This is a genomic window from Algoriphagus zhangzhouensis, assembly GCF_900148515.1.
GTDB classification, from domain to species: Bacteria; Bacteroidota; Bacteroidia; order Cytophagales; family Cyclobacteriaceae; genus Algoriphagus; species Algoriphagus zhangzhouensis.
Genome location: NZ_FRXN01000001.1, coordinates 299,469 through 325,722, shown reverse-complemented (window position 1 = coordinate 325,722; position 26,254 = coordinate 299,469). Strand labels below are relative to the sequence as shown.

The window sequence follows — 26,254 nt, the reverse complement described above, 5'->3', positions numbered from 1 at the left end:
CAAGCCATGATTTGGGCCTATCCTGATTACAAGTTAATAGCATTACTCAGCGGAGTTTTTATTCTCCTCTATCTCATTTATTTATACCGTTATTGGTCGATCAATAGACGTCTGAAAGTTCAAAAAAGACGCCTTTTCACCAAAATGGTATTGAGAACCCTGTATTTCATTCTGTTCCTGATTGCTTTCGCAGGACCGTCTATCGGCTCCTCTACCAAGGAAATCAAAGAAGAAGGAAAAGACATTTTCATTGCCGTGGACCTTTCCCAGTCCATGAATGCTCAGGACATAGGGCCCAATAGACTTCAGCGTGTAAAGTTTGAATTGAAAAACCTGATCAAAAGCTTTCCTTCTGACAGAATAGGATTGATCATTTTCTCTTCTGAGGCCTATATGCAATGTCCTTTGACCTTTGATCAAAATGTTCTTCAATTATATATCGATGGCTTGAATACCGGTTTGGTGCCCAATTCAGGAACTGATTTGAACGGACCTTTGAGAATGGCTTTGGATAGATTTGAAAATGAAGAAAGCCAGGAAGTCAAGTCCAAATCAATCATTTTGATTTCTGATGGAGAAAACTTCGGTGATGATCTGGAAGAAATTGGTTCTCAGCTTAATGATTTGGGAGTAAAAGTATTTTCCCTTGGAATTGGTACGGATCAAGGAGCTACTATCCCAAGAGGAAATGGGGTCATCATTGATCCTGACACGGGAAAACCAGCTGAAACCTATTTGGACAGAGCTCCACTTCAGCAGATCGCTTCAGAAACCAATGGGCAATATTTCGAGATTTCGAATGAAGCCCAGGAATTGGGTGATTTGACTGCTGCTTTGGAAAGATTGGAAGGCGGAACTGTTGGAACTCGCCAAATCGAAACCTCCTCTAATAAGTACTTCTATTTTCTTTTAGCAGGATTGGTTTTATCTTTATTAGATATGATTTTACCCATCAAAACCATCAAATTGTAATGAGCTGGAGCAAAGTCATTCTATCCGTACTTCTATTGATCCCAGCTTCTTGGACTCGAGATTCCAGAATGAATTCAGCTATTGATGTGGCAGCTGAAAGCTATGCAAAGGGAGAATATGAGCAATCTATTAAGGACCATTTAGCCATCGTAGAACAATTCCAGGTTCAAAGTCCAGAACTAGATTATGATTTGGGACTATCCTATCATTATGCAAAGCAAGATGATGAGGCAGCAAGCTATTTTGATAAAGCCACTATAGCTCCCAATAAGGTATTGTCTTCTTTTGGGTTTAATCAGGGAGGAGTTATTCTTGGTAACAAGAAAGAATATGAGGCTGCTTTAAGCAAATTCAAATCTGCCCTTATTCAAGATCCATTCAATGAGGTAGCACGCCATAATTACGAGCTGCTCGCCAGATGGATGCAAAGAGATCAGGAGCGTCAAAATGAAGATCAAAACAAGCCTGAACCATCAGAATTTGCGAAGCGTAAAAAGGCCGAAGCAGATAGACTAGTTGAACAATTTAGGTTCCAAGATGCGTTACAGGTAATGTCGGAGGCCCTTCAGCAGGATGAAACTGTCGCTGCTTATCAAGAATTTATCGGAAGCCTCCAGGAGATCACCGAAATAGACAAACAATAACATGAAATACTTATTCAGCCTCTTATTGATGCTTGCTGCCTGGACTGTTCAGGCACAATCCGCTGGGGATTATTTCAACCGAGCGGCCCGCTCCTACGTCAAAACTGAGAAAGAGGATGCGCTGAAGACTGTGAACGACGGCCTCACCAAATATCCTCAGGATAATAAGCTAAAAGCTCTGAAGGAAAAACTGGAGCAAGAGCAGGAACAGGAGCAAAACCAAAATCAACAGCAGCAAAACCAAGAAAATCAAGAGCAACAAAAACAGGAGCAGGAAAATCAAAGCCAAGGTGAAGAGGGAGAGCAACAAGACTCCAAAGATCAAGGCGAAAAAACTGAAGAGGATAAAGCCAAAGAATCCCAATCTGGAGATCCTCAGGACAAAAGTGAAGATCCTGCTGATGAAAATGCCAATGATCAGATGGATGCAAACCTAGCCGAAAGACAAAAGGCTATGGAAGAGTTCAAGGAAAAATTGAAAGCCATGAATTTGACACCGGAACAAGCTGCTCAGATTCTAGAAAGCATGAATGCTGCAGAGCTCAGGTACATTCAGCAAAACAAAAAGAAGCCAACACAAAGACCAAAAAGAGGGATTCCTGATTGGTAAAATCGGTTGAAAGTTGGAGGTTCGGATGAAGCAAGATCGGTTTCCTCTCATTTAAGAAAAAACTCTTTGTATATGGTATTTTGGACATAGTGCTTTGTACAATTGTAAAAATAAACCCAAATACACATGATTAAAGAAGTATATATCGTTTCCGCTGTCAGAACACCACTCGGAAGCTTTGGAGGTAAACTCTCCGGGCTTACAGCAGTTGAATTAGGAAGTACAGCCATCAAAGGAGCCTTAAACAAAGGCGGTGTGAAAGCCGAATCTGTTCAAGAAGTCTTCATGGGCAATGTTATTTCTGCAAACCTTGGACAAGCTCCAGCTAGACAAGCTGCAATCGGAGCCGGAATCGGATACCAAGTTCCTTGTACAACTGTCAACAAGGTATGTGCTTCTGGTATGAAAGCTGTCATGTTCGCGGCTCAATCCATTATGTTAGGCATCAACGATGTGGTAGTGGCTGGAGGAATGGAAAGCATGTCCAATGTTCCTTTTTATGTCCCTAAAGCTAGATTTGGATACAAATACGGCAATGCTGAATTCGTCGATGGCTTAGTAAAAGACGGACTATTCGAAGTTTATTATAAGTTCCCAATGGGAAACTGTGCAGATAATACTGCGAAGGAAATGAATATTTCCAGAGAGGAACAAGATGCATATGCCATCCAATCCTATCAGCGTTCTGCTGACGCATGGGCTAAGGGAAATTTCAAAGAGGAAGTAGTTCCTGTTGAGATGAAAGGTCGCAAGGGAGAAACCATTGTGATCGATGAAGATGAGGAATACAAGAATGTAATGTTTGAAAAAATCCCATCTCTTCGTCCTGTTTTCGATAAAGAAGGAACCGTTACTGCAGCGAATGCATCTACCATGAATGACGGTGCTTCCGCATTAGTTTTAGTAAGCAAAGAAAAATTGGAAGAATTAGGCCTGAAACCGATAGCAAAAATCCGAGGATTTGCAGATGCAGCGACTGATCCACTTTGGTTTACAACCGCTCCTGCCCTAGCCATTCCAAAAGCTATCAAACATGCCGGAATCACTGCTGCTGATGTTGATTTCTACGAAATAAATGAAGCCTTCTCAGCCGTTGCTTTAGCAAATCAAAAGGAACTGAATCTCGATCCAGAAAAATTAAACGTATATGGAGGAGCCGTTTCTTTGGGTCACCCACTAGGCGCCTCTGGAGCCCGAATCATTGCAACCTTAAATTCAGTACTTCATCAGGAATCTGGCTCAATTGGAGTAGCAGGAATCTGCAATGGAGGTGGCGGAGCCTCTGCAATGGTTATAGAAAAAGTCTGATAAAGCTATTATCTTGATCTGCGGTGAAACCCACCGCGGATCCATTTTATGAAACAAACCCTACTTTTAGCTTCATTCATGCTAGCGGCATTTTTCTCAAATGCCCAAGACACCATCAGAACTTATTATGATGAGGAAGAAACTCTTATGAAAGAGTTGTATTTCCGAGTAAATGGATTGGCTGAGGGTGAAATCAAACGTTTCGATGAAGAGGGTAATTTGATTCAAATTGGTCATTTGAAAAATGATCAGCGCAATGGAGTCTTTTTAGATCTAGATCCCAAAACTGGAGACACACTACGAATCACCAACTTTCTAAATAATGAAAGGCAAGGCTTGAGCAAAAGCTATTTCGCTGGAGGAAATCTTCAGCAAGAGCTTTATTTCGACCAAAATAAAATTGAAGGTAAAGTCACCACTTATTTTCCTTCAGGTCAAGTACAGGATATTACTGAATTTCATAATGATAGACCAAATGGTCCCGGTGAGTCCTATTATGAAAATGGAAAACTTGAATTCCGTGGTGCATTCCAAGACGGTGAATACGAAGGGCTGCAAGAAGAATTTGCTGAGGACGGACAATTAATAAGGTCGGCAACCTTTTCCAAAGGAACGTTAGACGGAATTGAGACTACCTATTTCCCGAATGGATCTCTTCAATCCTCAATTGGATACAAGAAAGGGCTCTTGGATGGAGAGTATATTTCAAATTTCGAGGGAGAAAAACCCCAACGAAGAGGTCTGTATAAAAATGGACTTGCAGAAGGAGAGCAATTGGAATACTTCGAAGATGGAAGCATTCGATCCAAAATCACCTACAAAAAAGGAATTCCTATCACCCCTCTCCTTACTTATTACAATGATGGAACTCTCGCTTTCAAACGGGAGTTTGTTCCCAAAAGTAATTTTCCATTGACCGAGACTACCTTTTTCAGAAATGGACAAGTAAATTTGATGGTCAATTATGAAGATGGGGAGGCTGTGGGTGAAGTAAAGGTCTATCGTGAGGATGGTACCTTATCTGAAATCAGAAACTTTTCAGCAGGGAAACTCCATGGAAAAAGGGAGTTTTATGACGAGTCGGAAAAGTTGATAAAGACTGAATTTTACGAGAAAGGAAAGTTAAACGACAAATAATCTATTTTAGAAAAGCATTAAGGAAAAGCTTTTTCTATTTTTGCCAAAAATCAAAAGCATGAGTCAAGCGATCAAAGAAACACACTTTTCTTTCCCTGGTCAGCAGGGGTTCTACAAAGGAAAGGTTCGAGATGTATATATTTTTGAAAAAGAGCTGGTTGTAGTCGCTTCTGACAGAATATCGGCTTTCGATGTGGTTTTGCCACGGCCGATCCCCTTCAAAGGACAGGTTTTGAATCAGATTGCTTCCAAGTTTTTGGCAGCAACTTCAGATATCGTCCCAAACTGGGTGAGCGCTACTCCTGATCCGAACGTAACGATCGGAAAGAGATGCGAGCCTTTCAAAGTTGAGATGGTAATCAGAGGCTATATGTCTGGACATGCAGCCAGAGAATACAAAACTGGAAAACGATTGCTTTGTGGAGTACCTATGCCGGAGGGAATGAAAGAAAATGACGCTTTCCCAACTCCTATCATCACTCCTACTACCAAAGCGATGGATGGCGCACATGATGAAGATATTTCCAAAGAAGATATTCTTGCAAAAGGAATTGTCACTCCTGAGGATTATGCGGTTCTAGAAAAATATACGAGAGCACTTTTCCAAAGAGGACAGGAAATGGCTCAAGAAATGGGATTGATATTGGTGGACACCAAGTATGAATTTGGTAAGTTTGGAGACGAGATTTATCTAATTGATGAGATTCATACTCCAGACTCTTCCCGATATTTCTATGCAGATGGCTATGAAGAAAATCAGGCCCAAGGATTGCCACAAAAACAACTCTCCAAAGAGTTTGTAAGACAATGGTTGATCGCCAATGGATTCCAAGGAAAAGAAGGACAGACAGTGCCTGAAATGTCTGATGAAATTGTAGAAAGTATCTCAGATCGCTATATTGAGCTCTTCGAAAAGATCACCGGAGAAAAATTCCAAAAAGCAGCAACAGACCAATTGGAAAGCAGAATCGAACAGGCAGTTCTTTCTTACCTTTCCTAAAAACCAACACAGACTATGAAATACAGTATCGATAAAAAAGAACAATACGTAATATTCACTCCATTGGAGGATAAATTGGATTCTCTATTGGCTCCAGTTTTGAAATCAGAATTGTTAACCGTTCACGCTGAAGGTTATGAAAACCTAGTTTTGGACATGAGTGAAGTAAAATACGTTGATTCAAGCGGATTGAGTGCCCTTTTGGTAGGAGATCGTGAATTTGGTAAAAACGGTGGAATCTTCTTGATTTCAGGTGTACAGGATCACGTGATGAAATTGTTGAAAATCTCCATGTTGGACAAAAAACTCAACTTGGTCAACTCTCTGGAAGAAGCTTCTGAAGCTATCTTCATCCATGCAATCGAAAACGGAGCTGAAGAAGAAGAGGAAGATTGATTAGAGATTTTGAAGTAACCGTACTCGGAAACACCTCTTCCATTCCAGCGCATGGAAGAAATCATACATCACAGGTGATCCGAATAGGTCAGGATTTAGTACTTCTGGACTGTGGGGAAGGAACGCAGATTCAACTCCGCAGATTCAAGGTCAAAACTTCAAAAATCTCCCATATTTTCATTTCGCATTTACATGGGGACCATTACCTGGGACTGGTTGGATTGCTTTCGAGCTATAACCTGTCCCGGCGTAAAAGTCCCCTTTTTTTATATGGTCCTCCTGGATTGGATGATATAATCACCACCCATTTCAGACATAGTCACACCGAATTATCTTATTCTCTTCATTTTACTGCCACTGATCCAAGTGGCATGATTCAGCTGGTAGATCATCCTAATTTTAAGGTATTCAGCTTTCCTTTGCTTCACAGGCTCCCGACGACTGGTTTTCTGATTAGAGAAAAACAAGGGTATAGAAACCTGATCAAGGAAAAACTCCAAAAGCAAAAGCTTCCATTGGAAGCCATTCATTCATTGAGAAAGGGAGTGGATTATGTGGGTGCTGATGGAGATTTTTACTCAGTAAGGGAATATTGTCATCCTGCTCCACCTGTAAGATCCTATGCTTATTGTTCGGATACAATATACCATCCAGAAATCATCAAATATTTCCAAAATGTAGATTTACTCTATCATGAGTCGACCTTCTTGGAAGCAGATAATGCCCGGGCAGCTGTTACCTTTCATAGCACAGCCAAGCAAGCAGCAGACATAGCAATGCAATCAGGTGCTAAAAAGTTGTTGTTGGGACACTTTTCCTCCAGATATGGGAATTTGGAACCTCTTTTGGAAGAGGCCCAAACTGTCTTCCCAGAAAGTATCTTAAGCGTGGAAGGCGACACCTACCCTATTTAAAAGACTATTCAGCTAGTTTGACATTTAAAGCAGATTGATTTCTGATCTCTTCACTTGGATGAACCAAAATCGTATCTCCAGCAGCAATCTTTCCAAAGATCTCAATTTGATCCAGACTTTTCTTACCTAAAGAAACATCGATCCAATCTGCTTTATCTCCAGACTTTTTGATCACATAAGTCCCAGTAGTTGAATACAAAACTGAAGCTGCAGGAATCACTAAAGACTTTTCGCCTGATTCAATCGGTAAAGTAACTTCAGCGACCATTCCGGGTAGGAACAGACCATCAGGGTTGGGAACATCCATTTCTATATACTCTGCTCGAAGCCTGTCATCCAAAGCACCGGCTTTTCTGGAAATCTTGGCTGCAAACTCTTTTCCTGGAAGGGATTGAACAGTGAAGGTCGCCAAATCCTCACTTTTCAAATTTGCAGCATACAATTCAGGAACTTTCACTACTAACCGCAATAGGCCCAATTCTTTAAGGGTAAAAATCGGAAACTCAGACCCCTTACCAGAAGGTCCAACATATGCTCCCAAGCTGACATTTCTCTCTGTAATCACACCGGCAAATGGTGCCCTAATCTCCAAATAACCCTTGGTATCCATGATTTCTTTAAAAGCAGCTTTGGCCGATTCCCAATTAGCCAAATCCGACTCTTGCTTGGCATAGGCCATTTCCAGGTCATTTTCACTGACTGTTCCGGGAGTTTCACTGGTTCGTTTCAATCGGTCATAACTGGCTTTGCTTGCCAAATAAATTGCCTCAAAGGATTTCAATCTAGATTCAGCACCAGCTAATCTGCTGCTGATTTCAGGTGCCTCAAGCGTAGCCAACAATTCTCCTTTTTTGACTTGAGATCCGACATCTACCCGTAGCTTTTCAACAAAGCTACTGACCTTGGCATACAGATCCACTTCTTGGTAGGCAATCAATTCTCCAGGAATCCTAAAATCTGTCGCAAGAGTTTCATTTCCTATAATCATTCCCGCTTGGGTGATCTCCTCTGATGTTGGGTTTCCTTCAGAATGAACTTCTTCTGATTTGGTTTCACAGCCATAAATCAAGGCTGCAGCAATACAGGGCATCCATATTTTTTTGGAAATGAACATCTTATTTTTTGAGTTGATTGAGTTATAAAAAGAAAACATAACGGGTCGAATTTTAAGAATGTGCATGGGAATGAGGGACATAGTGGATACTTTCTTCGTCCTCAGGATCCAAGGACACACTTTGAGTACTTGTCTTCCCTTGCGCCCATGAAAATGTCAAAGGAAGAATAAATAAAGCTGCAATAGTAGAGGCTGCAAGTCCCCCTACCACTGCCCTACCCAATGGGGAGGTCTGATCTCCGGCTTCTCCAAAACCGATTGCCATTGGAATCATCCCTACAATCATCGCCAAAGCAGTCATCACTATCGGTCTCATTCTTAAGGATGCAGCTTCTTTTGCAGAAAGCAAGGCATTGCCATTTCTGATTCTAAGTTCTTCTGCATTGGTGATCAAAAGAACCGCGTTGGAAATAGAAACACCTACTGACATGATAATCCCCATGTAAGATTGAAGGTTCAACGTAGATCCTACAGAAACCAACAAAACAAGAGATCCTAATAACACGGCAGGAACAGTTACAAGGACTACTCCTGAGACTTTGAATGATTGGAAATTGGCAGCCAGCATCAGGAAAATCACAATAATTGCCACAACCAAACCACTTTCTAGACTTGCCAGAGTTTCTATTAATGTAGAGCTCATTCCGATCAAATCCACGCTCAATCCTCTTGGTAATTCACCCAGATCGGCAATCGCTTTGTCCACTTCGGCTGCAGCCGTTGCCAAATCAACACCATGAAGATTGGCTGTAACGGTTAACATAGGCATAGTCCCCAAGTTATTGATCTCCCCTTCAGTGACTCCTTCCTTAAATGTGGCAATATCACTAAGAATCGGACGTGCTTGATTTCTGACCAAAGGAATTTCTCCCAATTCATGAAGGCTATTCATGGTTCCTTCTGGTACTTGAATTTGAACACTATAGGTATTTCCTATTTTTTGATCTATCCAAGTATTTTTCTCAACCAATCGGGAGGATGAAATAGAGGCTATTAGTGATCTAGAAACATTTTGTACGTCTATTCCCAAGCGTGCTGCTTTTTGTCTATCAATATTGATTTTGATGGTCGGATAATTCACAGATTGTCCCAATTGTACATCTCGGAGAATCGGCAGTTCTTTCAATCGGTCAATCAATTTTTGAGCATATTCTCGGTTGTTCGCTTTATTTCTTCCCGATAGCCTTACTTCAATTGGAGTTGGAGATCCCTGACTCAAGATCTTATCCGTTAATTCAATCGGCTCAAATGAAAGTCTCATTTGGGGATTTATCTGCTTGGCTTTGGCCCTAATCTGATCTTTCAGCTCATCCAGATCAAAATCCACTTCTCCCTCCATGGCAACCATCATCGCCGCTTCATGAGGCCCCTGCATCCACAGGAATACCGGGTTGATTGAATAAGTCTGAGGATGCAAACCGATGTAAGTCGAAGAAACTACTTTCACATCGTCTCCCACCAATTCCTGAATCCCATCCAATAATTTGATAGTCTCCAATTCGGTTTTTTCCATTCGAGTTCCATCCGGCAATCTCATTCTCAACTGAAATTGGCTACCATCTACTTTTGGTAATACATCTCTTCCTATTCCAGCTACCAAAAGCCCGACTAAAAGAATACTTACTACCAAATAGATACTGACGATAGGCTTTTTATAAGGCATCATCTTATCCAAGGTGGATAAATATCGCTGCCTCATTCGTTCAAACATATCAATCTTTCCATCCTGATTGATATCCTCACGAGTTGCCATTTCTTCTTTCTGATGCCAGGTTTCCTCTTCTTCCTCCTCTAAGGTTGGAGGTTCGGAAGTGATGCTATTCTTCTTTTCTTCAGGATGATGATGGGTTTTCATGATCCAGTTTGCCAGAACAGGAACGAAAGTCTGGGACAAGAAATAAGAAGCCACCATACTGAACCCAATTGCTAAAGCCAAAGGCAAAAACAAAGAACCAGGAATGCCTACCATACTGAATGCTGGCGCAAAAACAGCCAAAATACAGAGTAGGATCAATAATTTAGGAAAGGCAATTTCCTTACAGGCATGCCATATAGCCAAAGCTTTGGGCTTGCCCATATCAAAATGCTGGTGGATATTTTCTATGGTCACCGTACTCTCATCCACCAGAATCCCGATTGCCAGAGCCAATCCACTCAAGGTCATGATATTGATGGTCTGACCAAAGAGATTGAGGAACAGCACTGAAATAATGATAGAAGTAGGAATGGTCAGAATCACAATTAAAGCGCCTCTCACATCACCTAGGAAAAGGAATACCATCAAGCCTGTTAAAATGGCTCCAATGATTCCTTCGTGAACCAAACTTTCGACTGAGTTTACCACATATTGAGATTGGTCAAATTCCAAAGTCAATTTGACATCCTCTGGCAATTGTTCCTGAATGCCCGGAATATTTTTCTTCAGATTTTGAAGCACATCCCAAGTAGAAGCATCGGCACTTTTCGCAATGTTCAGGTAGGCAGATCTTCTCCCATTCACTAAGGCGTAGCCGGTCACGATATCTGCTCCGTCTTCCACTTTGGCTACATCCTTCATATACAAATTATGAACGTCTCCTTCTTTGAAAAGAGGAATATTTTCAAAATCCTCAACTTTTTCTAAAATGGTATTGGATGGCGTAATGTAATTTTTATCGCCTATCCTGATATTTCCGGAGGGTGTCGTGATATTATTGACCCGCATAGCCTCGACCAACTGATCCGGGGATAGGTTGTATTCCCTGAGCTTTTTGGGATCCACACTGATAACCACTGTCCTGCTACTACCTCCATTGGGTGGAGAAGAAACCAATCCGGGAATAGAAGTAAATGTAGATCGAACATAAATATTTGCGATATCCAGCAACTCATTGTTTGTTCTTCGATCACTACTCAAAACCAACTGAGCCACCGGTAAGGTCGACGCATCAAACCTAATGATAAAAGGTGGGTTGGAACCAGGGGGAAAAACTACCTGAATCCTGTTGGAAAAAGCTGAAACTTCGGCAGCGGCCTGAGCCATGTCTGTTCCCGGATAAAACTCAATTTTCATCAGCATTAAGCCCTGAATATTCTTGGTCGTGATTTGTTTGATCCCGTTGACAAACAAGAAAATATTCACATAAGGCTTTGCATAAAAAGCCTCCATTTGCTCTGGCATGTAACCCCCATGTGGGTGGGAAACATAAAGAACAGGCAAATCCAATTGGGGAAAGATGTCAATTTTAATAGAATTGACAGCTTTTATTCCAAAGAACAGCAAACCCAAAACTAATACTAGTATGGTGATGGGTTTCCGTAATGCAAATCGTATTAATTCCATGAAAGGAGGTTAAAGTTCGTTTTCGAAAATGTCAAAATCACCCACTGCAGCGGATTGGTAGAGCAGAGCCTGCCAAACATTGTTCTGAGCAATCGCCTGGTCAGTTTCTGCTCTGATCAGTAAATACAAGGCTTGGGTTACATTGACTAAATCTGATAATCCGTTTTCATACATGACTACTTGGCGCTGGTATGCCTCAGTGGCTGCTTTCACCTGTATGGGAGCTTCCAAGGCATTGGAAATGGCATTTTCCATTTTGGTCTTTGCCAAACTCGCATTTTGGCTTAATTCCAAATAAGCCTGATCATACTCTTTCTGGAGTCCCAAAACCACTTCATTTTGTGCTGAAGTTTGCTTTGATATTCTGAGCAAATCAGTCAGATTCCAAGTCAATCCAAACCCAAAAAGGTAATTGGAACGAGTAGGTTTGACACCTTGTAAATAGTCGTGAGAGTAATCTGTTGGGTCTTGATTAAAATTGCTTCCAAAGCCTGATGCCCGAGATTGAAAAACCCCCACAAGTGTCAAAGCTGGAAATTTTAGCGTGCTGATATAGGCCCTTTGTTGCTCTCCGGTAATAATTCTTTGCTGTCTCCATGCCAAGGTAGGGTGACTAGACAGCGTTTCTCGGGGATCAACAACTCTAGGAAACTGGGAAACAAATAAGGTATCAGGAACAAATTCCCCAATGGTTGTTCCAGTAAGGATGGTCAATAAATTCTGGGCTTCCTGCTTTCTATTAAGTGCATTGGTCCAAGCTATTTTCGCATTGGAAAGTTCTGCATCCGCCTGAGATGAATCAGCACCGGGAATCAAACCATTTCTAGCTCGGGTCTTCACTATTTGCTGGAAGGTTTCTGCCCTTTCTAGATTTTTCTCAAATGACTCAGTTAACTGATGGGCCGCCAACAGATTTAAATAGGCACTGGCAACTTTTACTTTATGCTGAAAAACCTCTTGCTGCAAATCTCCTTCACCCTCAATTGCTCTGGAGTTTGCTAGAGCAATCTTTCGATTACTTCTTCCAAAGGCAAAAACATTCCAGTTAACATTGGCCAAATACAAAGCTCCAAAAGCTGCTTCCCAAGTCTGGGAATCGCGCGGTAAACCCGAAGAGGCTGCATTGAGCCCAAAACCATACATGGGACCAAGCTGACCATTGACTGTACCATAGGTTTGCTGGGCACCCAAGTTAAAATTGGGCAAGTAATCTCTTCTGGCCTGATCTGAGAGTAATTGAAATGATTGGGCATAGTGTTCCTTGGAAGTGATGGATCCGTAATTGGAAACTGCCAAACTTAAAGCCTCTTGAAGGGTCAAGGTTTCTTGGGCCTGAAGGCCACTCCCAATCCATCCAATGGCAATAAGTACTAAAAGAAGTTTTCGCATAAACCTAAACTGAATAACAAATATGATCTTCCATCTGAGCTTCCTCATTAGAGAAATAAACAGATAGAAAAAGGCCAGTTTGGGTTGTGGGATTTTAAAGAGTTGAATGAAAAATCTAAATGGTAAGCTTTTACATTCCCATGCATATTACTTCATTAGACTGATCATTTCCTATGTATATACATGATAGTCGTATACTTGTTATTAATGGAAAATGACTTACAGGAAAGAATATTAGCGCTATCGATCTAATTCCCTCCAAAGAATTATCAAGTAAATATCCTTTTAATTGGGTTATTTTAAATTGCAAAAATCAAACAATCCTCTCCTTTTTCAGCTTTTATAGTCTATTTTCGAACTTATGAACCAAAGTCAGCAAGCCAAAAAAACCAATCTTTTCCTTGTATTAGGATCCATCTTTTTGACCAATGCCATCTTGGCCGAAATCATTGGGGTGAAAATCTTCTCTGCTGAAAAAACCTTGGGTTTCGATCCGGCCAATATCAATATCTTGGGTGACTACGTCCTGGATTTCAATTTGACTGCTGGAGCAGTGATTTGGCCAATTGTATTTATCACTACCGATATTATCAATGAGTATTTTGGAAAAAAAGGGGTAAAAAAAATAAGTTTTATTACAGCCGGGTTGATCGCTTATGTGTTTTTGGTGATTGGTGTTGTAACTGTTTTGACACCGGCAGATTTTTGGTTGGATGTCAATTCTCAAGGTCCGGATGGAAGTCCATTCGATATCAGTTTCGCATTTAATACCATATTCAGACAAGGTCTCGGGATTATTATCGGTTCCTTGACAGCCTTTCTTTTGGGTCAATTGATTGATGTCTATGTTTTTCAAAAGCTCAGGTCCCTCACAGGAGCCAAAATGATCTGGTTAAGAGCTACTGGATCCACATTGGTTTCCCAGTTTATTGATTCATTTGTTGTTTTAGGGATCGCATTTTATGTTTTTGGCAATTGGGATTTGAGCCAAATCATAGCTGTGGGTATCATTAATTACATCTATAAGTTTACCGTAGCCATCCTGCTGACTCCTCTGCTTTATGTAGGCCATGGAATCATTGATAAATATTTGGGAAAAGAATTAGCTGAAGAAATGATTGAAGAAGCTTCGGATAATGAAGCTTTTCAATGATCTGAAAAGAGAAAGAAGGCAAAAGAATTGGAGATTCGTGATTTGGAGATTTGAAATTGGGAGAATAGAGATTAAGAGATTGGAGAATAGAGAATGAAGACAGGAGATGGAAGGCAGGAGACAGTATAAAATTTAAAGCATGCAAAATCGTCCATCCCAACCTAATGATCAAGGATGTTAAGTATCAGGTTTAGATCTAACAAATTGGAGATGTTACTGTCAAAACCTCGATTATTCGAGTTCAACCAAATATATTTTTATCAAACAGCAGATTTTTTAAAGAATATTCTAAAAACTTTTGAATAGTATTTGGTTTCCAAATAAATTACTTCTACTTTTGCACCGTCAATAAGACGAAGAACATTTTTCTGAGCCGTGAAATCCTTTACTGTCGCTTGTCGTGGGATAACACTTGGAGTACATGGCAAGAAAAGTAAGGAAACATCATGGAAAACAACACAAAATTCTCAGACCTGGGGATTTCAGCAGAAATCTTACAGGCCGTGGAAGAGATGGGCTTTACCCAACCTTCCCCTATTCAAGAACAAGCTATTCCTTTCGTACTAGAAGGTAGAGATGTCATCGGACAGGCTCAGACCGGTACTGGAAAAACAGCTGCTTTTGCTATTCCAATCATTGAACTGGTTGATCCAGACTTCAACAGACCTCAAGCAATCATTCTTTGCCCTACTCGTGAACTTGCTGTTCAAGTGGAAGGTGAAATCCAGAAACTAGCCAAATTCCACAGAAAAATCAATTCTGTTGCCATCTACGGTGGTGAGTCTATTGATAAGCAGATCCGTGTTTTGAGAAAAGGCGTTCAGATTGTAGTAGGTACTCCTGGTCGTGTGCAAGATCACATCAACAGAGGTACTTTGAAGTTGGAAGATGCTGGAATCATCGTATTGGATGAGGCAGATGAAATGCTAGACATGGGCTTCAGAGATGATATCGAAGCCATCTTGCAGGAAATGCCTGAAGAAAGACAAACTGTATTCTTCTCTGCTACTATGGCTAAGCCTATCATGGACTTGACCAGAAAATACCAGAATGATCCTCATATCATCAAGGTAGCTAAGAAAGAATTGACTGTAGATAGAATCGAGCAGGTATTTTATGAAGTGAAGCCTTCCTTGAAAATGGAATTGATGGCTCGCTTGATGACTGTAAACAACTACGCTCTTTCTGTGGTGTTCTGTAACACCAAGAGAATGACAGATGAGGCTACTGAAGCTTTGGGCTCTAGAGGAATTGTCGCTGAAGCACTTCACGGTGATCTATCTCAGGCTCAAAGAGATAAAGTAATGAACAAATTCCGTAAAGGACTTTGTACTGTCCTAGTAGCTACTGACGTAGCAGCAAGAGGTATCGACGTGGATAATGTGGAAGCAGTATTCAACTTTGATTTGCCTTTGGACGAAGAATATTACGTACATAGAATCGGTAGAACAGGTCGTGCGGGTAAATCCGGAACTGCGATCAACTTTGTGACTGGCAGAAGAGATTTCATGAAAATCAGAGATCTTGAAAGATACACCAAAGCTACCATCACCAAAATGGCTCCTCCTTCAGTTTCTGAACTGATCGACTTGAAAAAAGCACAATTGGTGAAAGATGTGAACAGACAATTGAGCAAAGAAGATGACAATCAGATCTTCGAAGACACCATTGGCCAAATGTTGGCTGAAGGCATGAGCTTGGAGCAGATTGCATTGGGATTGCTTAAAATGAATATGGGTGAGGCAGTGAAAGAAATGAGAGATCAGGACTTCGGATTGCCATCATTCAACGAAAGAAGAAGAGAAAGAGACGGAGGTCGTGGTGACAGAGATGGAGGCCGTGGAGACCGAGGTGGAAGATTCGACAGAGGTGGAAGATTCGAGAGAGGCGAAGGAAGAAGAGACAGACGCGAAGGTGGAAGAGGTGACAGAGATGGAGGCAGAAGACCAGAAAGAGGTCGTGATGCAAACATGGCTCGTCTATTCTTGAACTTAGGTAAGAAAGACAGAATCCGTCCAAATGATATCGTAGGAGCTATCGCTGGTGAAGCTGGAATCTCCGGAAGAAACATCGGAAGTATCGATATCTATGACAACTTCTCATTTGTGGATGTGCCTAAAGGTGATGCAGATCAAGTCATCAAGGCAATGAAAAACAACACCATCAAAGGGAAGCCTGTCAATTTAGAACATTCAAAAGGTTAAGGTTTTAGTTTATAGGTTAATTTGGTTATTAAAGGCGCACTTCCACAGGGAGTGTGCTTTTTTTATGCCATATTCTAGAATTGATTTTTATGTTCACTCCAAATTGATCCGTGGAGACACGGATCAGGACAGTGCACCAATGTTCGTGTCTCTACGAACATTTTTAATTAAACTAGAATTTCTATATATCGAGGTTGAATGTTTAAAAGCCCCTACTCCGACTTCAAAATCACAGCCGGATTGGCTTTGATGACTTTCCAGATCTGAGAGGCTACGGTTCCGATGATCAGTCCAAATAAAACCAAAAGTGCCGAACCAATTGGAACTATCCCTACCCCGGAATGGAAGGCAAAAAAGCTATCAAGAAAGGTGGAAATCAAGAAACTGGATACTACTGTTCCAACTACAGCCGCCGCTCCCCAAATGATCACATACCTTTTGAGTAGCTTTTTGGAAAGATCACCAACATTGGCCCCAAAGACCTTTCTAATGCAATAATCCTTGATATGAGCAGCCATATTCAAAGAAACCAAACCAAAGAGTCCAAGTAAAGCAAGGATCACAGACAAAGTAGCTGAAAAAAGAATCAAGCGAGTGATTCCATTGACATCGGCGATTTCTCTTTCAAAGACTTCAGTTTGCAGCTTTCCATCGAAAAATCCTCTAGGAACCGTTTCATGCCATATTTTCTTGACTGATTCCATAGACCCTTCCGCAGAACCTGGATTCATTCTCAAAGTCAAATAGTTAAAGGTCGTATCCGGAGATGCACGAATCACCATGGGTTCAATAGAATTGCTAAAAAAAGTGGTATGAAAATCATCTACCACTCCCACTACCCGAAAATCCACACTGTCGATACTAACTTCTTGCTCGAACGGAAAGTCCAATCCCACCTGATCCAAAAAAGTTTGATTGACCAAAATGGATTCTTGGGTATCGGTGATGAGTTCCGGATTAAACATCCTCCCCTGCTTCAGCTCCAAATCCATCATTTCTGGATAGTTGGCCTCCGCTGTCAAAAAGTTTACTTCGTATTTATCATCTCCCAGAAACACTTCTTTTTCTCGGATCCAGCTCCCTACATAATCCTGACTTCCACTCACTTCTACCACCGAGGAAAGGGCTGAAAGCTTATTTTTAAGCGGAATATAATCTTTGGATTCCGGTACATTCACGATGATCTTATCATCTGAACTATAACCCCAATCCCTTTGGGCATTGATATAATTGGTTTGGACGAAGGCGATACCCGCAACCATGCTGATAATGGCCAAGGTAAATTGGAAAGAAAGTAAAACGCTGGTAAATCCACTTTTGCTTCCGATTTTTTGATTCCCCTTGAGAATGCTGATCGGTTTGAATGAAGACAAATAAGTGGCAGGGTACAAACCTGAAATCAGAGTGATCGCCAGCAGCATTCCTCCTAGGAAAATCCAGATATTTTTATCCCTCAACAAATCGATTTGGAGGTTTTTGGAAGCTATTTCATTGAAGCCTGGAAGGAATATAAATCCTGCCATCAGACAACCTAGAAATATGGCAAAAAAGCAGATCAGCAGGTTTTCACTTAGAAATTGGAAAATCAATTGGCCTCTTTTACTCCCGATCACTTTTCTCACACCGATCTCTTTGAGTCTTTTGGAAGCCATCAATACGGACAGGTTGATATAATTAAAAACAGCCAAAAGCAGGATAAACAATCCAATTGTACCTAATAGGATTTGAGGTCCAATACCCAAGAAATCCCTTACTCCTCTTTGGATTTTGCCCACGTTATAAATGATCTCCGGATAAGGAATCAGGCCCATTTTTGCATAGGGTTTGTCTGGATTGACTTGATTTTGAATTTGTGTAAACTCAGCCAATTCTGAATCAATTCGAGCCAAATCAGCCTCTCCTTCCACCTGAATAAAAGTCCACAATTCCCTACTCCAGGTATCTTTCAAAGGGATATCAGGCTTGATATTCGGATGTGATTCCAAATTGACCAGCAGGTCAAAGGTAAACATGTCCATATCCTTCAAATCCGCCAATACTCCCCCAACCTTATAAAGTCTTTCTTCTCCATTCACTACAAGAGCCAGCTCCTGCCCGATTGGATGCATATCTCCAAAAAGCTTTTCAGAAAGCTGCTTGGTTAAAATCACCTGATCTGACTCATTCAAAGCTCCTGGATATCCGAAGTCCATCCTATACTCAAACATTTCCATATAAGAAGGATCGACATACAAAGAGCGCTGGTAAAAGCTTTCATTATTTTGAATCAGCAAAGGAAACTCAAGCAATACCTGAGTTTGATTTTTGACTTGGTTCAGATTATCAGGAATAAGTTCGGCAATGGGTTCTGCAACCGTCCCATAAGTCACCATTCCCTCTGCCTCTTCTGCACTATAAACCAACTGATAGATTTCATCTTTATGGGGTTGATTCAAGCCTTTGAACCAGATATTGGCTATAAACAAATAAGCAACAATGCAGCAACCCACAGCACAAGAGAGCCCAAAAACTGAAATAAAGGTGGTGCCTTTTTGCTTGAGGATATTTCTCCAACCGATTTTAAAATAACTTTTGATCATAGCTCCATTTGTTGATTTCTGATTCATGAATTTGCTTAAGCCTATGTTTCTCCATTTGAAAAAACTGAACACATGGAAAATATATCTCCATCGAGCATAAGCCAGACCTTTTCCTTCCAAATCCATGTAAAAAATCTCGTAGGCATCACCTTGGATCTGCTCCAAAAGCTCTGGCAGGCAGTAAAACTCCAAAAAGCGATCTGCTAGCTTAGGTGGATAATATGTTCGATTCTTATCCATGAGAAAAATCTAAAGCCAATGGAGGCAACTGATCATAAAGTCGATTCCTCACTTCTTTCACCTCATTGATTGCAGCTCTTCCACTTGCTGAAAGACTAAACAGGCGTTTTCTCCTTCCTCCTCTTTCTTCGGTAGCTCCTCCCATCGCAGAAGTAAGTAGGCCCTTTTCTTCCAAGCGATTCAATACTGTATGAATAGCGCTAATATTTACTTTTCTACCGGTTTGACCTTTGATTTCTTCTACAACCGAAACTCCGTACGCCTCTTGATTTAGAATTCCCACAATCAATAAAACCAGCTCCTCCAACTCCCCTAGATGATAGCCTTTCATACCCAAATTATTACATTTACAAATATGAATCTAATGTATTTATTTCACATTTGTAAATTAAATACAGATTTCTTTTTTACAGAGATGAAATGAAAACCATCCGATTCAATCATCCAATCCTATCCTAATTGATTAGAAATTGATTTCAGGAGTGCTTTGTCAAAGAATAAATTTTAATTTTGGACCTTCATGCAGCTCTTTTTTCAACAACATATCAGTCCTCCAACGATCACCTTGGAGCCAGAGGAATCCAAGCATTTGACTCGAGTACTTCGAAAGCGTGAAGGAGACACCATTCATATCACGGATGGAGAAGGTAATTTGTATGAATGCAAGTTGACAGATGCTAACCCTAAGAAGTCCATTCTCCAGGTTGTTTCAAGTGAGCAAGTGCCAGCAGATGATTTTTATATCCACTTAGCCATAGCTCCTACCAAAAGTCCTGATCGTATGGAATGGATGATTGAAAAAATCACAGAAATCGGTTTTCATGAGTTGACTTTGCTTTCAACTATGAACTCGGAAAGAAGCTTTTTGAAGACCGAAAGACTGCATAAAAAGATGATCTCTGCTTGCAAGCAAAGCTTAAAGTATCACACCCCAAAAATCAATCAAACTATTGATTTTAAATCACTTATAAATAATTCTGAATTTGATGATTTTGAGAAATTCATCGCTTATGTAGATGAAAACCATGATCATCATTTATTGGACTTAGCAAAGCCGAAAGGAAAATATGTGATCTTAATTGGTCCTGAAGGAGATTTTGATCCCAAAGAAATTCAGGAAGCAATGGATCAAAACTTCCAGCCCATTTCCCTTGGGAAAAGCCGTTTGAGAACTGAAACAGCCGGATTGGCTGCTATTCAGATGCTTCAAATACTGAATCGATAAATTTTTCGTTGAAAACCAAAAGACCTCAAGTTTTACTTTAGGAGAAAGCTATATTTTCATTAATTTAGAGTAATAAAGAAAATCCAGTGCCGTACAAAGAGAGAGAAATAGAGAAGAAATATTATTCCATTGGGGAAGTAGCTCAGCAGTTTAAAGTTGCACCTTCATTGATTAGATATTGGGAGGGAGAATTTGATATCATTCGGCCGAAAAAGGATAAAAAAGGAAATCGTCGCTACACCAAAGACGATATCCAAAAGATTAAATATATTTTTCACCTAGTCAAAGAAAAAGGTTACACCTTGGAGGGCGCCAGAGAGGTCATTGCTCAAGGAAAAGAGCAAGGATTCAATAAGGTTGAGGCGGTTCAAAAACTCCAGGAGATCAAAGACTTTTTAATCAATTTGAGGGATGAGTTCCAGTCCAAATCCCAATCATGAGTCCTTTAGATACTTTTTAGCTTTAGCATTAGCCCCAAAAGTCGGCCCGAGTATCTTCAAAGCCATCGTAGCTTACGCTGGTTCTGCGGAAGGATTTTTCCAAATCACCAAAGGAAAAGCCTCCAAAATCCCCAGAATTGGCTCCCGTTTGCTTGAAATCCGAAATTCAGAGGAGACTTTGCTTCGAAAGGCAGATGAATTGATCCAATCTGCAGAAAAGAAGCAATTCAGGATCCTGACTCTTTTTGATCCAAACTTCCCACAGAGACTCAAAGCTCAGGAAGACGGGCCAGTTCTGCTTTTTGTCAAAGGAAATGCCGATTTCAACCCTGAAAAAACCATTGGAGTAGTCGGTACACGAAGTGCCACTACTTATGGCAAGGCAGCTACCAAAAAATTGATTACAGATTCTTCCATTTACAAACCGACCATTGTTTCAGGACTGGCTTATGGAATAGACATAGAAGCCCATCGGGAGAGTTTGACAGCAAACCTGCCTACCATAGGAGTCTTGGGCTCTCCTATCGATCAAATCTATCCAGCTACTCACAGAAAAACAGCAGAACAAATGATGGAAAATGGAGCCATCATCAGCGAATATGCTCCGGGATCTAGGATGGTTCCCGGTAATTTCCCTGCTAGAAACAGAATCATTGCTGGATTTTCAGATGCATTGGTAGTCGTGGAAGCTGCCGCGAAAGGTGGAGCCTTGATCACGGCAGAAATAGCCTACAGCTATGACAAGGAGGTCTTTGCAGTACCCGGAAACTTGCAATCCCAATACAGTGAGGGCTGTAATCACCTGATCCGAAAAATGAAAGCAAATATCTACACAGGTCCTGAGGATATCGCTGAGGCACTTTTCTGGAGCAAAGAGGGAGAAAAAACTATTCCCAAACCAAAATTGGACATTTACCAAAGAGATGAAGAAGAGAAGGCAATCCTAAATCTGCTTTTGGAGAAAAAGGAAATGGAAATCGATCAGATATCCTATCAGACAGAGATTCCTTTAGGGGTACTTTCTTCTAAACTTTTGGCAATGGAATTTGAGGGAATTATTAAGTCACTGCCAGGAAAGAAGTATAGATTGTTGGTTTGATCCTTTCCACCGTTATCCTGATTCTCCAGAAGCCGGGTCAATTCTCTAACTCTTTTAGTCTCTGAATTGCATTCTGATTCTCAGGATAAAGTTTTAATGACTTCTTAAAGCTTTCAATGGCCTTTTCTTTTTCCCCCATATAGTAGTAGCCTTCCCCTAAACTGTCATATAGATTCGCTGAATTGGGAAAAAGCTTTGTTCCAAATAAAAACAGATTAATACCCTTTTGGGATGTTTCTGGATTGAAAACCAATTGCAAAGCCATTTGATTTAAGCTTCCTTCCGGGATCTCAAAATCAGGGTGGTCCTTTACCACGGACTCATACAAAGTGAAAAGGCCGTCATATTTTTGTTCGGAAGCCAAATCGTTGAAATCCTGAAAAGTAAAAGCTCTCTCCTCTGCCTTTTTGGTTTTGAAGCTGATCAAATTTTCTAGAATCCCATTTTCAACTGGATTAGCGGAGAGGAATTCTGTCGCAGTCGTATCCTTTTCCAATGTTGATCTCAAGAAATTTAATACATATTTGGAAACAAGCTGATAGGATTCCATGATCTCCAAATCACTTTTATCTTGCCTCAAATCCCTATTCTCAAAGAGAACACCAAGAGTACTAAAGTAGCTATGAGATAGATTGTTCATCTTGAGTTGATAGGCTTCACTTCTAGTCAGGCTATCATACAATTGAAAAATGGAATTCAATTCTGGATCAATTTCATCTTCCTTCAAGACTTGATCAGGGAAATCTTTTTGTGCAAAATGGATGTATGGAACGTCTACCTTATCTGGATTAAAAAACGGGGACTTTTCGAGCAATTGATATTGGTATCTCTCAGTACCATCCAAACTTACAACCGCTTTGACTCGATCATTTCGATTTTGGACAATGATATTGGCGAGTCCTCCGAAACTAAAACCCATCAAAGCAATTTTATCCAAATCAGCATTTGCAATTTTATTCGCCTCATTCATCAAAAACTCCACATCTCTAACTTGAGTTTCTATTTCCATGGGGAAGTTCCCAGTAAACCAACGAGTCTTTGTTCCACGGCTGGGACTGGAGATCACCACAAATCCATGACTGGCCAAATATTCAAAAAGAGCAAAATTTTCAATGGAAGATGCTTGAAAGCTAGAAGCATAAATAATCAGAGGAAACTTTCCTTTTCGGAAAGGGGCATTCGGAAAAGCAGAAGTGATTTCTTCAAGGTGTTTCTGATTTTCAGGAGTATTGGAATAATAAAACCAATTCAGGATCTGATCATCAGGTAAGTGCTCCCACTCTTCTTCTTGTGTAAGAATTCTCATATAATCCAATATATCTAAAGCTTCAGATCCATCTATTGATTCGGCTGGATACCATATACTTATAGGAATAGGCCTTGCAGTTTTCCGAGTAGAAAAATCATAGAATTTGCTGTAAGTTCTACTACTATCAAAAGTAGCGTAGTGCTTAAAACCTACTGGATTAGGTCCATTTTCAATATCTATTTCTGGTAAGGAAGTTTGCGAACTAGCTAAAAAAACATTCCCAAAAATCAGGGATAAAATTACGAACACTTTCAATTTCATCATGCTTACAAAAGATATCAGAAGCATGAAATACAAAAAACTGCCCCTATACTAAACAGATGAAGGATCGTGGAAAAAGGTTGCATGTGGGAGAATAATCAGCTCTCAAAGATTTCTACCAGATTCACTTCGAAACCTTCAATACAGTCTGATTTAACAATATCTCCCGAGACAAATAATCTCGAAGCCTGATATTTCCCATCAATTAGGCGGTAAATCAACAGAGTCTGTTCTACAGGATGGATTACCCAATATTCTTGAACTCCAGACTCCTCATACACCTCATATTTCAGTCGAAGTTCTTTTTTATTATTTCCAGGAGAAAGAATCTCTACTACCAAATCCGGGGCTCCCAAACATCCATCTTCGTCTAATTTGCTTTCATCACAAATCACAGAAATATCTGGTTGTAATACGGTATGAATCTGGTTGTTTTTATTGGACTTTATGGGTAGTCTAACATCAAATGGAGCATGAAAAACCTGGCAAGGCTTTCCTTTCAAATAATCAAAAATTTTATTGGTTAACCTAACTGAAACCTTTTGATGACTCAATCCAGGAGCAGCAGCAGCCCATTTATAAACTTTGCCACGAATCAACTCGACCATATCGTCGATTTGCCAAGTCAAATAGTCTGCATAGGAGTAGTTTCCATACTCCATATCAGGTTCTTTCACCAAATTAGATTTCTCCTCTCCTTTCATAGTTAAAATTTAGCGATTAATCGACTAAATAAATAATCAATGAGCACTAAGCCTTCTTCAATCTTCTGATCAACTTGGGATAATACCACAAGTAAAAACCACTGAAGGCTAAGAAAAGTAAACCCAAAGCTGTCAAAGTAGAATAGGTCAACTTCGCGCCTTCTTCTCCAGTCCAATAAAAATCGATAATGCTACCATCGTGAACCTTTTCGATCCAATCCGAATGACGCGTTGAAACAGAAAGTACCTCACCGGAATATCCATCTACCTGCACTTCGGTAAAATGAGTTTTGAAAGTCACTTTAGCAATGCCTTTATCAGGTCGAATATCCAATCGATCTACTTCCGGATCCTCTCCGATCTTGACCATTTCTTCCTCTCCGATCTTGACCATTTCAGATGGCAAAATCCAGGTTCCATTTTCAACTTTTGTTTTCTGGGTTGGAGGCAAAAGCTCCACCTTCTTCTTCCAAGCCAACAAAATGGAGGTCACTCCCACTACCAAAAAGAAAATAATCAAAGGAACCCCGATCCATTTATGAAGGGTCCTGTATAAGCGCAGGGCTTTTACTTTTGATTGAACTGATTTACTCATAAAGGTGATTGAAAAACGTAATTAGCCAATTTCACCGCCTCAATCAATTCTCTTTTATTCAGGTCAAGCTGATATCCTTTGGACTCTAGAGTATCTATCATGATCTCTGTATCCATATTCCCAACCAATTCATCCTTGGCCATGGGACATCCCCCAAAACCTTTCAAAGCGCCATCAAATCTCCTGCATCCTCCCTCCAAAGCTGCTTCTACTTTTTCAGAAATACTTTCTGGTCTACTATGCAAATGCGCTCCGAATTCTATCTCCGGAAAAGCTTCAAATTGCACTTTAAACAATTCTTTAATCAACTTATTATCAGCAAGTCCTACTGTATCACTTAAAGAAATTATTTTAATTTCTAAATCATCCAATTTTTGAACAAACTCCGCTACCAATTCTGGAGAATAAGGATCCCCATACGGATTCCCAAAGCCCATGCTTAAGTAAACCACCATCTCTTTTCCTTTGGTCTGACAAAGGTTCTGGATAGTCTCCACTGTCTCCAAAGCCTGAGCAATACTAGCATTGGTATTCCTTTGTTGGAAAGTCTCAGAAACAGAAAGTGGAAACCCTAAATAATCAATCTCGGGAAAATGAAAAGCATCCTCTGCTCCTCTTAGATTGGCAACAATGGCAAGCAGTTTTGACTTTGATCTATGCAAATCCAACAAACTCAACACCTCCTCTGTATCTCGCATTTGAGGGATGGCTTTTGGACTGACAAAGCTTCCAAAATCAACTGTGTCAAATCCGATCTCCAATAATTGATTGATATAGGCAGCTTTGATAGCAGTGTCAATAAAATCCGGCATCCCCTGCATGGCATCTCGGGGACATTCGATGAGTTTAATCATACTCGAAGGTAGGGAGATCTTAGATAAAAGAGGAACCGCTAGGATAATTTGAAGCGAACTGGAAATCTAAAAAATGATTCTACCACTTCTCCATCTTCCATCGCTGGAGTAAATTGATCCGGATATTTTTCGATTAACATTATTGCCTCTTTTTCAAGAGATGGATGGTATTCTCCTTTATTAATTATTTGAGGATCTTTAAGATTGCCCTCTTTATCCACCAAACAAATCACGATGATGGTTCCTTCGGCTCTTGCGGATCTAGCAGCTTGAGGATATGAAAGATTCTTAATCATATAATTTGTCCACCCTTCCTTACCATCCTCAGGAATCGCTTCTCTACTTTCTAGATATGATATACTTTGCCCCTCTTTATCAAAATAAGCCTCATTTACGAGCTGGCCATCCCGAAAAAATTTCTGGCTTTTGACATCACCACTTTCATAATATCTGATTTTTTCGATTTCCCTTTTGGATTTGTCTTCTGAATAAACAAACTCGCTTTTCCCAGATTCAAACAAGTCCCTTTTTCTAAATCCTTTTACATTTCCCAGACTATCAAATAGAGTTGTTGATTCCGAAACTTTGACTGAATCCTTTCTAAAGCGTTCAATTTTTACTGCTTGACCAAACTCCCGAATTATCTCGAAATATGTAAAACTAGTCCCTGTAGTGTCAGTGACTTCCAAATCGTACCGATCCACAAAACGGACATATTGGGCGTTACAGAAATCATAAATGAATAAAAAAGCAAAAAGCAATAATAGGGGTCTCATTTCAACAAG

At 40.4% G+C, this 26,254-nt stretch carries 23 protein-coding genes; 13 read left to right on the top strand and 10 right to left on the bottom strand.

Going from position 1 to position 26,254, the window contains the following annotated elements; translation table 11 throughout:
- Positions 1-6: 6 nt before the first annotated feature.
- From BUF13_RS01345 to BUF13_RS01310, 8 genes are all read left to right on the top strand, one after another.
- Entirely contained in the window at positions 7-972 is a 966-nt protein-coding gene (locus BUF13_RS01345; protein WP_073569954.1) for a vWA domain-containing protein, read from the top strand.
- The gene (locus BUF13_RS01340) at positions 972-1,616 is read left to right on the top strand and encodes a hypothetical protein (protein ID WP_073569953.1); all 645 of its coding nucleotides are present in this window, start codon (positions 972-974) and stop codon (positions 1,614-1,616) included. Before BUF13_RS01345 ends, BUF13_RS01340 begins: the two co-directional genes overlap by 1 nt.
- A gap of 1 nt (position 1,617) precedes the next feature.
- The gene (locus BUF13_RS01335) at positions 1,618-2,226 is read left to right on the top strand and encodes a hypothetical protein (protein ID WP_073569952.1); all 609 of its coding nucleotides are present in this window, start codon (positions 1,618-1,620) and stop codon (positions 2,224-2,226) included.
- 129 nt (positions 2,227-2,355) lie between these two features.
- The gene (locus tag BUF13_RS01330; protein ID WP_073570798.1) at positions 2,356-3,534 is read left to right on the top strand and encodes an acetyl-CoA C-acyltransferase; all 1,179 of its coding nucleotides are present in this window, start codon (positions 2,356-2,358) and stop codon (positions 3,532-3,534) included.
- A 48-nt stretch (positions 3,535-3,582) separates the two neighbouring features.
- Entirely contained in the window at positions 3,583-4,671 is a 1,089-nt protein-coding gene (locus BUF13_RS01325; protein ID WP_083586336.1) for a toxin-antitoxin system YwqK family antitoxin, read from the top strand.
- A gap of 58 nt (positions 4,672-4,729) precedes the next feature.
- Positions 4,730-5,671: a phosphoribosylaminoimidazolesuccinocarboxamide synthase gene (locus tag BUF13_RS01320; RefSeq protein WP_073569950.1), complete on the top strand. Its 942-nt coding sequence runs from the start codon at positions 4,730-4,732 to the stop codon at positions 5,669-5,671.
- Positions 5,672-5,686: 15 nt separating this feature from the next.
- Positions 5,687-6,067 carry an STAS domain-containing protein gene (locus BUF13_RS01315; protein WP_073569949.1) on the top strand — a complete coding sequence of 127 codons (381 nt, stop codon included), beginning with the start codon at positions 5,687-5,689 and terminating at the stop codon, positions 6,065-6,067.
- Complete coding sequence (locus tag BUF13_RS01310; RefSeq protein ID WP_083586335.1) at positions 6,064-6,981, top strand: ribonuclease Z; 918 nt, start codon at positions 6,064-6,066, stop codon at positions 6,979-6,981. Before BUF13_RS01315 ends, BUF13_RS01310 begins: the two co-directional genes overlap by 4 nt.
- A gap of 4 nt (positions 6,982-6,985) precedes the next feature.
- On the opposite strand, the gene BUF13_RS01305 is transcribed toward BUF13_RS01310, so the two are convergent.
- From BUF13_RS01305 to BUF13_RS01295, 3 genes are read right to left on the bottom strand one after another with little or no spacing between them, the layout of a single operon-like run.
- Positions 6,986-8,095, bottom strand: coding sequence for an efflux RND transporter periplasmic adaptor subunit (locus tag BUF13_RS01305; RefSeq protein WP_073569948.1), 1,110 nt, complete (start codon positions 8,093-8,095; stop codon positions 6,986-6,988).
- Positions 8,096-8,147: 52 nt separating this feature from the next.
- On the bottom strand, positions 8,148-11,417 hold the full coding sequence (locus tag BUF13_RS01300) for an efflux RND transporter permease subunit (protein ID WP_073569947.1): 3,270 nt from the start codon (positions 11,415-11,417) through the stop codon (positions 8,148-8,150).
- A 9-nt stretch (positions 11,418-11,426) separates the two neighbouring features.
- A complete protein-coding gene (locus BUF13_RS01295) occupies positions 11,427-12,806 on the bottom strand; it encodes a TolC family protein (protein WP_073569946.1) in 1,380 nt (459 codons plus the stop codon).
- 361 nt (positions 12,807-13,167) lie between these two features.
- On the opposite strand from BUF13_RS01295, the gene BUF13_RS01290 reads away from it, so the two are divergent.
- Together BUF13_RS01290 and BUF13_RS01285 are read left to right on the top strand one after the other, a co-directional pair.
- Positions 13,168-13,959 carry a queuosine precursor transporter gene (locus BUF13_RS01290; protein WP_073569945.1) on the top strand — a complete coding sequence of 264 codons (792 nt, stop codon included), beginning with the start codon at positions 13,168-13,170 and terminating at the stop codon, positions 13,957-13,959.
- Positions 13,960-14,405: 446 nt separating this feature from the next.
- Positions 14,406-16,163 carry a DEAD/DEAH box helicase gene (locus BUF13_RS01285; protein ID WP_073569944.1) on the top strand — a complete coding sequence of 586 codons (1,758 nt, stop codon included), beginning with the start codon at positions 14,406-14,408 and terminating at the stop codon, positions 16,161-16,163.
- Positions 16,164-16,375: 212 nt separating this feature from the next.
- On the opposite strand, the gene BUF13_RS01280 is transcribed toward BUF13_RS01285, so the two are convergent.
- Both BUF13_RS01280 and BUF13_RS01275 read right to left on the bottom strand, forming a co-directional pair.
- Positions 16,376-18,982, bottom strand: a complete 2,607-nt coding sequence (locus tag BUF13_RS01280) for an FtsX-like permease family protein (RefSeq protein ID WP_073569943.1) — start codon at positions 18,980-18,982, stop codon at positions 16,376-16,378.
- Positions 18,975-19,313 (bottom strand): PadR family transcriptional regulator, encoded by a 339-nt coding sequence (locus BUF13_RS01275; RefSeq protein ID WP_073569942.1) that lies wholly within the window; start codon positions 19,311-19,313, stop codon positions 18,975-18,977. Before BUF13_RS01275 ends, BUF13_RS01280 begins: the two co-directional genes overlap by 8 nt.
- Before the next feature lie 189 nt (positions 19,314-19,502).
- Here BUF13_RS01275 and BUF13_RS01270 point away from each other — a divergent pair, with 189 nt between their 5' ends.
- The 3 genes from BUF13_RS01270 (at position 19,503) to dprA (ending at position 21,746) form a co-directional block, all read left to right on the top strand.
- Positions 19,503-20,207 carry a 16S rRNA (uracil(1498)-N(3))-methyltransferase gene (locus BUF13_RS01270; protein ID WP_073569941.1) on the top strand — a complete coding sequence of 235 codons (705 nt, stop codon included), beginning with the start codon at positions 19,503-19,505 and terminating at the stop codon, positions 20,205-20,207.
- Positions 20,208-20,293: 86 nt separating this feature from the next.
- On the top strand, positions 20,294-20,647 hold the full coding sequence (locus BUF13_RS01265) for a MerR family transcriptional regulator (protein ID WP_073569940.1): 354 nt from the start codon (positions 20,294-20,296) through the stop codon (positions 20,645-20,647).
- Positions 20,619-21,746, top strand: a complete 1,128-nt coding sequence (dprA, locus tag BUF13_RS01260) for a DNA-processing protein DprA (RefSeq protein ID WP_073569939.1) — start codon at positions 20,619-20,621, stop codon at positions 21,744-21,746. Before BUF13_RS01265 ends, dprA begins: the two co-directional genes overlap by 29 nt.
- A gap of 37 nt (positions 21,747-21,783) precedes the next feature.
- On the opposite strand, the gene BUF13_RS01255 is transcribed toward dprA, so the two are convergent.
- The 5 genes from BUF13_RS01255 to BUF13_RS01235 all read right to left on the bottom strand — a co-directional run bounded on the left by BUF13_RS01255 (position 21,784) and on the right by BUF13_RS01235 (position 26,245).
- On the bottom strand, positions 21,784-23,319 hold the full coding sequence (locus BUF13_RS01255; RefSeq protein ID WP_073569938.1) for a tetratricopeptide repeat protein: 1,536 nt from the start codon (positions 23,317-23,319) through the stop codon (positions 21,784-21,786).
- A 95-nt stretch (positions 23,320-23,414) separates the two neighbouring features.
- On the bottom strand, positions 23,415-24,020 hold the full coding sequence (locus tag BUF13_RS01250) for a Uma2 family endonuclease (RefSeq protein WP_073569937.1): 606 nt from the start codon (positions 24,018-24,020) through the stop codon (positions 23,415-23,417).
- A gap of 46 nt (positions 24,021-24,066) precedes the next feature.
- Positions 24,067-24,615 carry a PepSY-associated TM helix domain-containing protein gene (locus BUF13_RS01245; RefSeq protein ID WP_073569936.1) on the bottom strand — a complete coding sequence of 183 codons (549 nt, stop codon included), beginning with the start codon at positions 24,613-24,615 and terminating at the stop codon, positions 24,067-24,069.
- Complete coding sequence (locus BUF13_RS01240; RefSeq protein WP_073569935.1) at positions 24,612-25,469, bottom strand: hydroxymethylglutaryl-CoA lyase; 858 nt, start codon at positions 25,467-25,469, stop codon at positions 24,612-24,614. Before BUF13_RS01240 ends, BUF13_RS01245 begins: the two co-directional genes overlap by 4 nt.
- 38 nt (positions 25,470-25,507) lie before the next feature.
- Positions 25,508-26,245: an energy transducer TonB gene (locus BUF13_RS01235; RefSeq protein ID WP_073569934.1), complete on the bottom strand. Its 738-nt coding sequence runs from the start codon at positions 26,243-26,245 to the stop codon at positions 25,508-25,510.
- Between the last annotated feature and the right edge of the window lie 9 nt (positions 26,246-26,254).

What these genes read in the sequence shown, in the direction of transcription:
- BUF13_RS01345 (WP_073569954.1), top strand. Translation starts at nt 7, where the DNA reads ATGATTTGGGCCTATCCTGATTACAAGTTAATAGCATTACTCAGCGGA.
- BUF13_RS01340 (WP_073569953.1), top strand. Translation starts at nt 972, where the DNA reads ATGAGCTGGAGCAAAGTCATTCTATCCGTACTTCTATTGATCCCAGCT.
- BUF13_RS01335 (WP_073569952.1), top strand. Translation starts at nt 1,618, where the DNA reads ATGAAATACTTATTCAGCCTCTTATTGATGCTTGCTGCCTGGACTGTT.
- BUF13_RS01325 (WP_083586336.1), top strand. Translation starts at nt 3,583, where the DNA reads ATGAAACAAACCCTACTTTTAGCTTCATTCATGCTAGCGGCATTTTTC.
- BUF13_RS01320 (WP_073569950.1), top strand. Translation starts at nt 4,730, where the DNA reads ATGAGTCAAGCGATCAAAGAAACACACTTTTCTTTCCCTGGTCAGCAG.
- BUF13_RS01315 (WP_073569949.1), top strand. Translation starts at nt 5,687, where the DNA reads ATGAAATACAGTATCGATAAAAAAGAACAATACGTAATATTCACTCCA.
- BUF13_RS01305 (WP_073569948.1), bottom strand. Translation starts at nt 8,095, where the DNA reads ATGTTCATTTCCAAAAAAATATGGATGCCCTGTATTGCTGCAGCCTTG.
- BUF13_RS01300 (WP_073569947.1), bottom strand. Translation starts at nt 11,417, where the DNA reads ATGGAATTAATACGATTTGCATTACGGAAACCCATCACCATACTAGTA.
- BUF13_RS01295 (WP_073569946.1), bottom strand. Translation starts at nt 12,806, where the DNA reads ATGCGAAAACTTCTTTTAGTACTTATTGCCATTGGATGGATTGGGAGT.
- BUF13_RS01290 (WP_073569945.1), top strand. Translation starts at nt 13,168, where the DNA reads ATGAACCAAAGTCAGCAAGCCAAAAAAACCAATCTTTTCCTTGTATTA.
- BUF13_RS01285 (WP_073569944.1), top strand. Translation starts at nt 14,406, where the DNA reads ATGGAAAACAACACAAAATTCTCAGACCTGGGGATTTCAGCAGAAATC.
- BUF13_RS01280 (WP_073569943.1), bottom strand. Translation starts at nt 18,982, where the DNA reads ATGGATAAGAATCGAACATATTATCCACCTAAGCTAGCAGATCGCTTT.
- BUF13_RS01275 (WP_073569942.1), bottom strand. Translation starts at nt 19,313, where the DNA reads ATGAAAGGCTATCATCTAGGGGAGTTGGAGGAGCTGGTTTTATTGATT.
- BUF13_RS01270 (WP_073569941.1), top strand. Translation starts at nt 19,503, where the DNA reads ATGCAGCTCTTTTTTCAACAACATATCAGTCCTCCAACGATCACCTTG.
- dprA (WP_073569939.1), top strand. Translation starts at nt 20,619, where the DNA reads ATGAGTTCCAGTCCAAATCCCAATCATGAGTCCTTTAGATACTTTTTA.
- BUF13_RS01255 (WP_073569938.1), bottom strand. Translation starts at nt 23,319, where the DNA reads ATGATGAAATTGAAAGTGTTCGTAATTTTATCCCTGATTTTTGGGAAT.
- BUF13_RS01250 (WP_073569937.1), bottom strand. Translation starts at nt 24,020, where the DNA reads ATGAAAGGAGAGGAGAAATCTAATTTGGTGAAAGAACCTGATATGGAG.
- BUF13_RS01245 (WP_073569936.1), bottom strand. Translation starts at nt 24,615, where the DNA reads ATGAGTAAATCAGTTCAATCAAAAGTAAAAGCCCTGCGCTTATACAGG.
- BUF13_RS01240 (WP_073569935.1), bottom strand. Translation starts at nt 25,469, where the DNA reads ATGATTAAACTCATCGAATGTCCCCGAGATGCCATGCAGGGGATGCCG.
- BUF13_RS01235 (WP_073569934.1), bottom strand. Translation starts at nt 26,245, where the DNA reads ATGAGACCCCTATTATTGCTTTTTGCTTTTTTATTCATTTATGATTTC.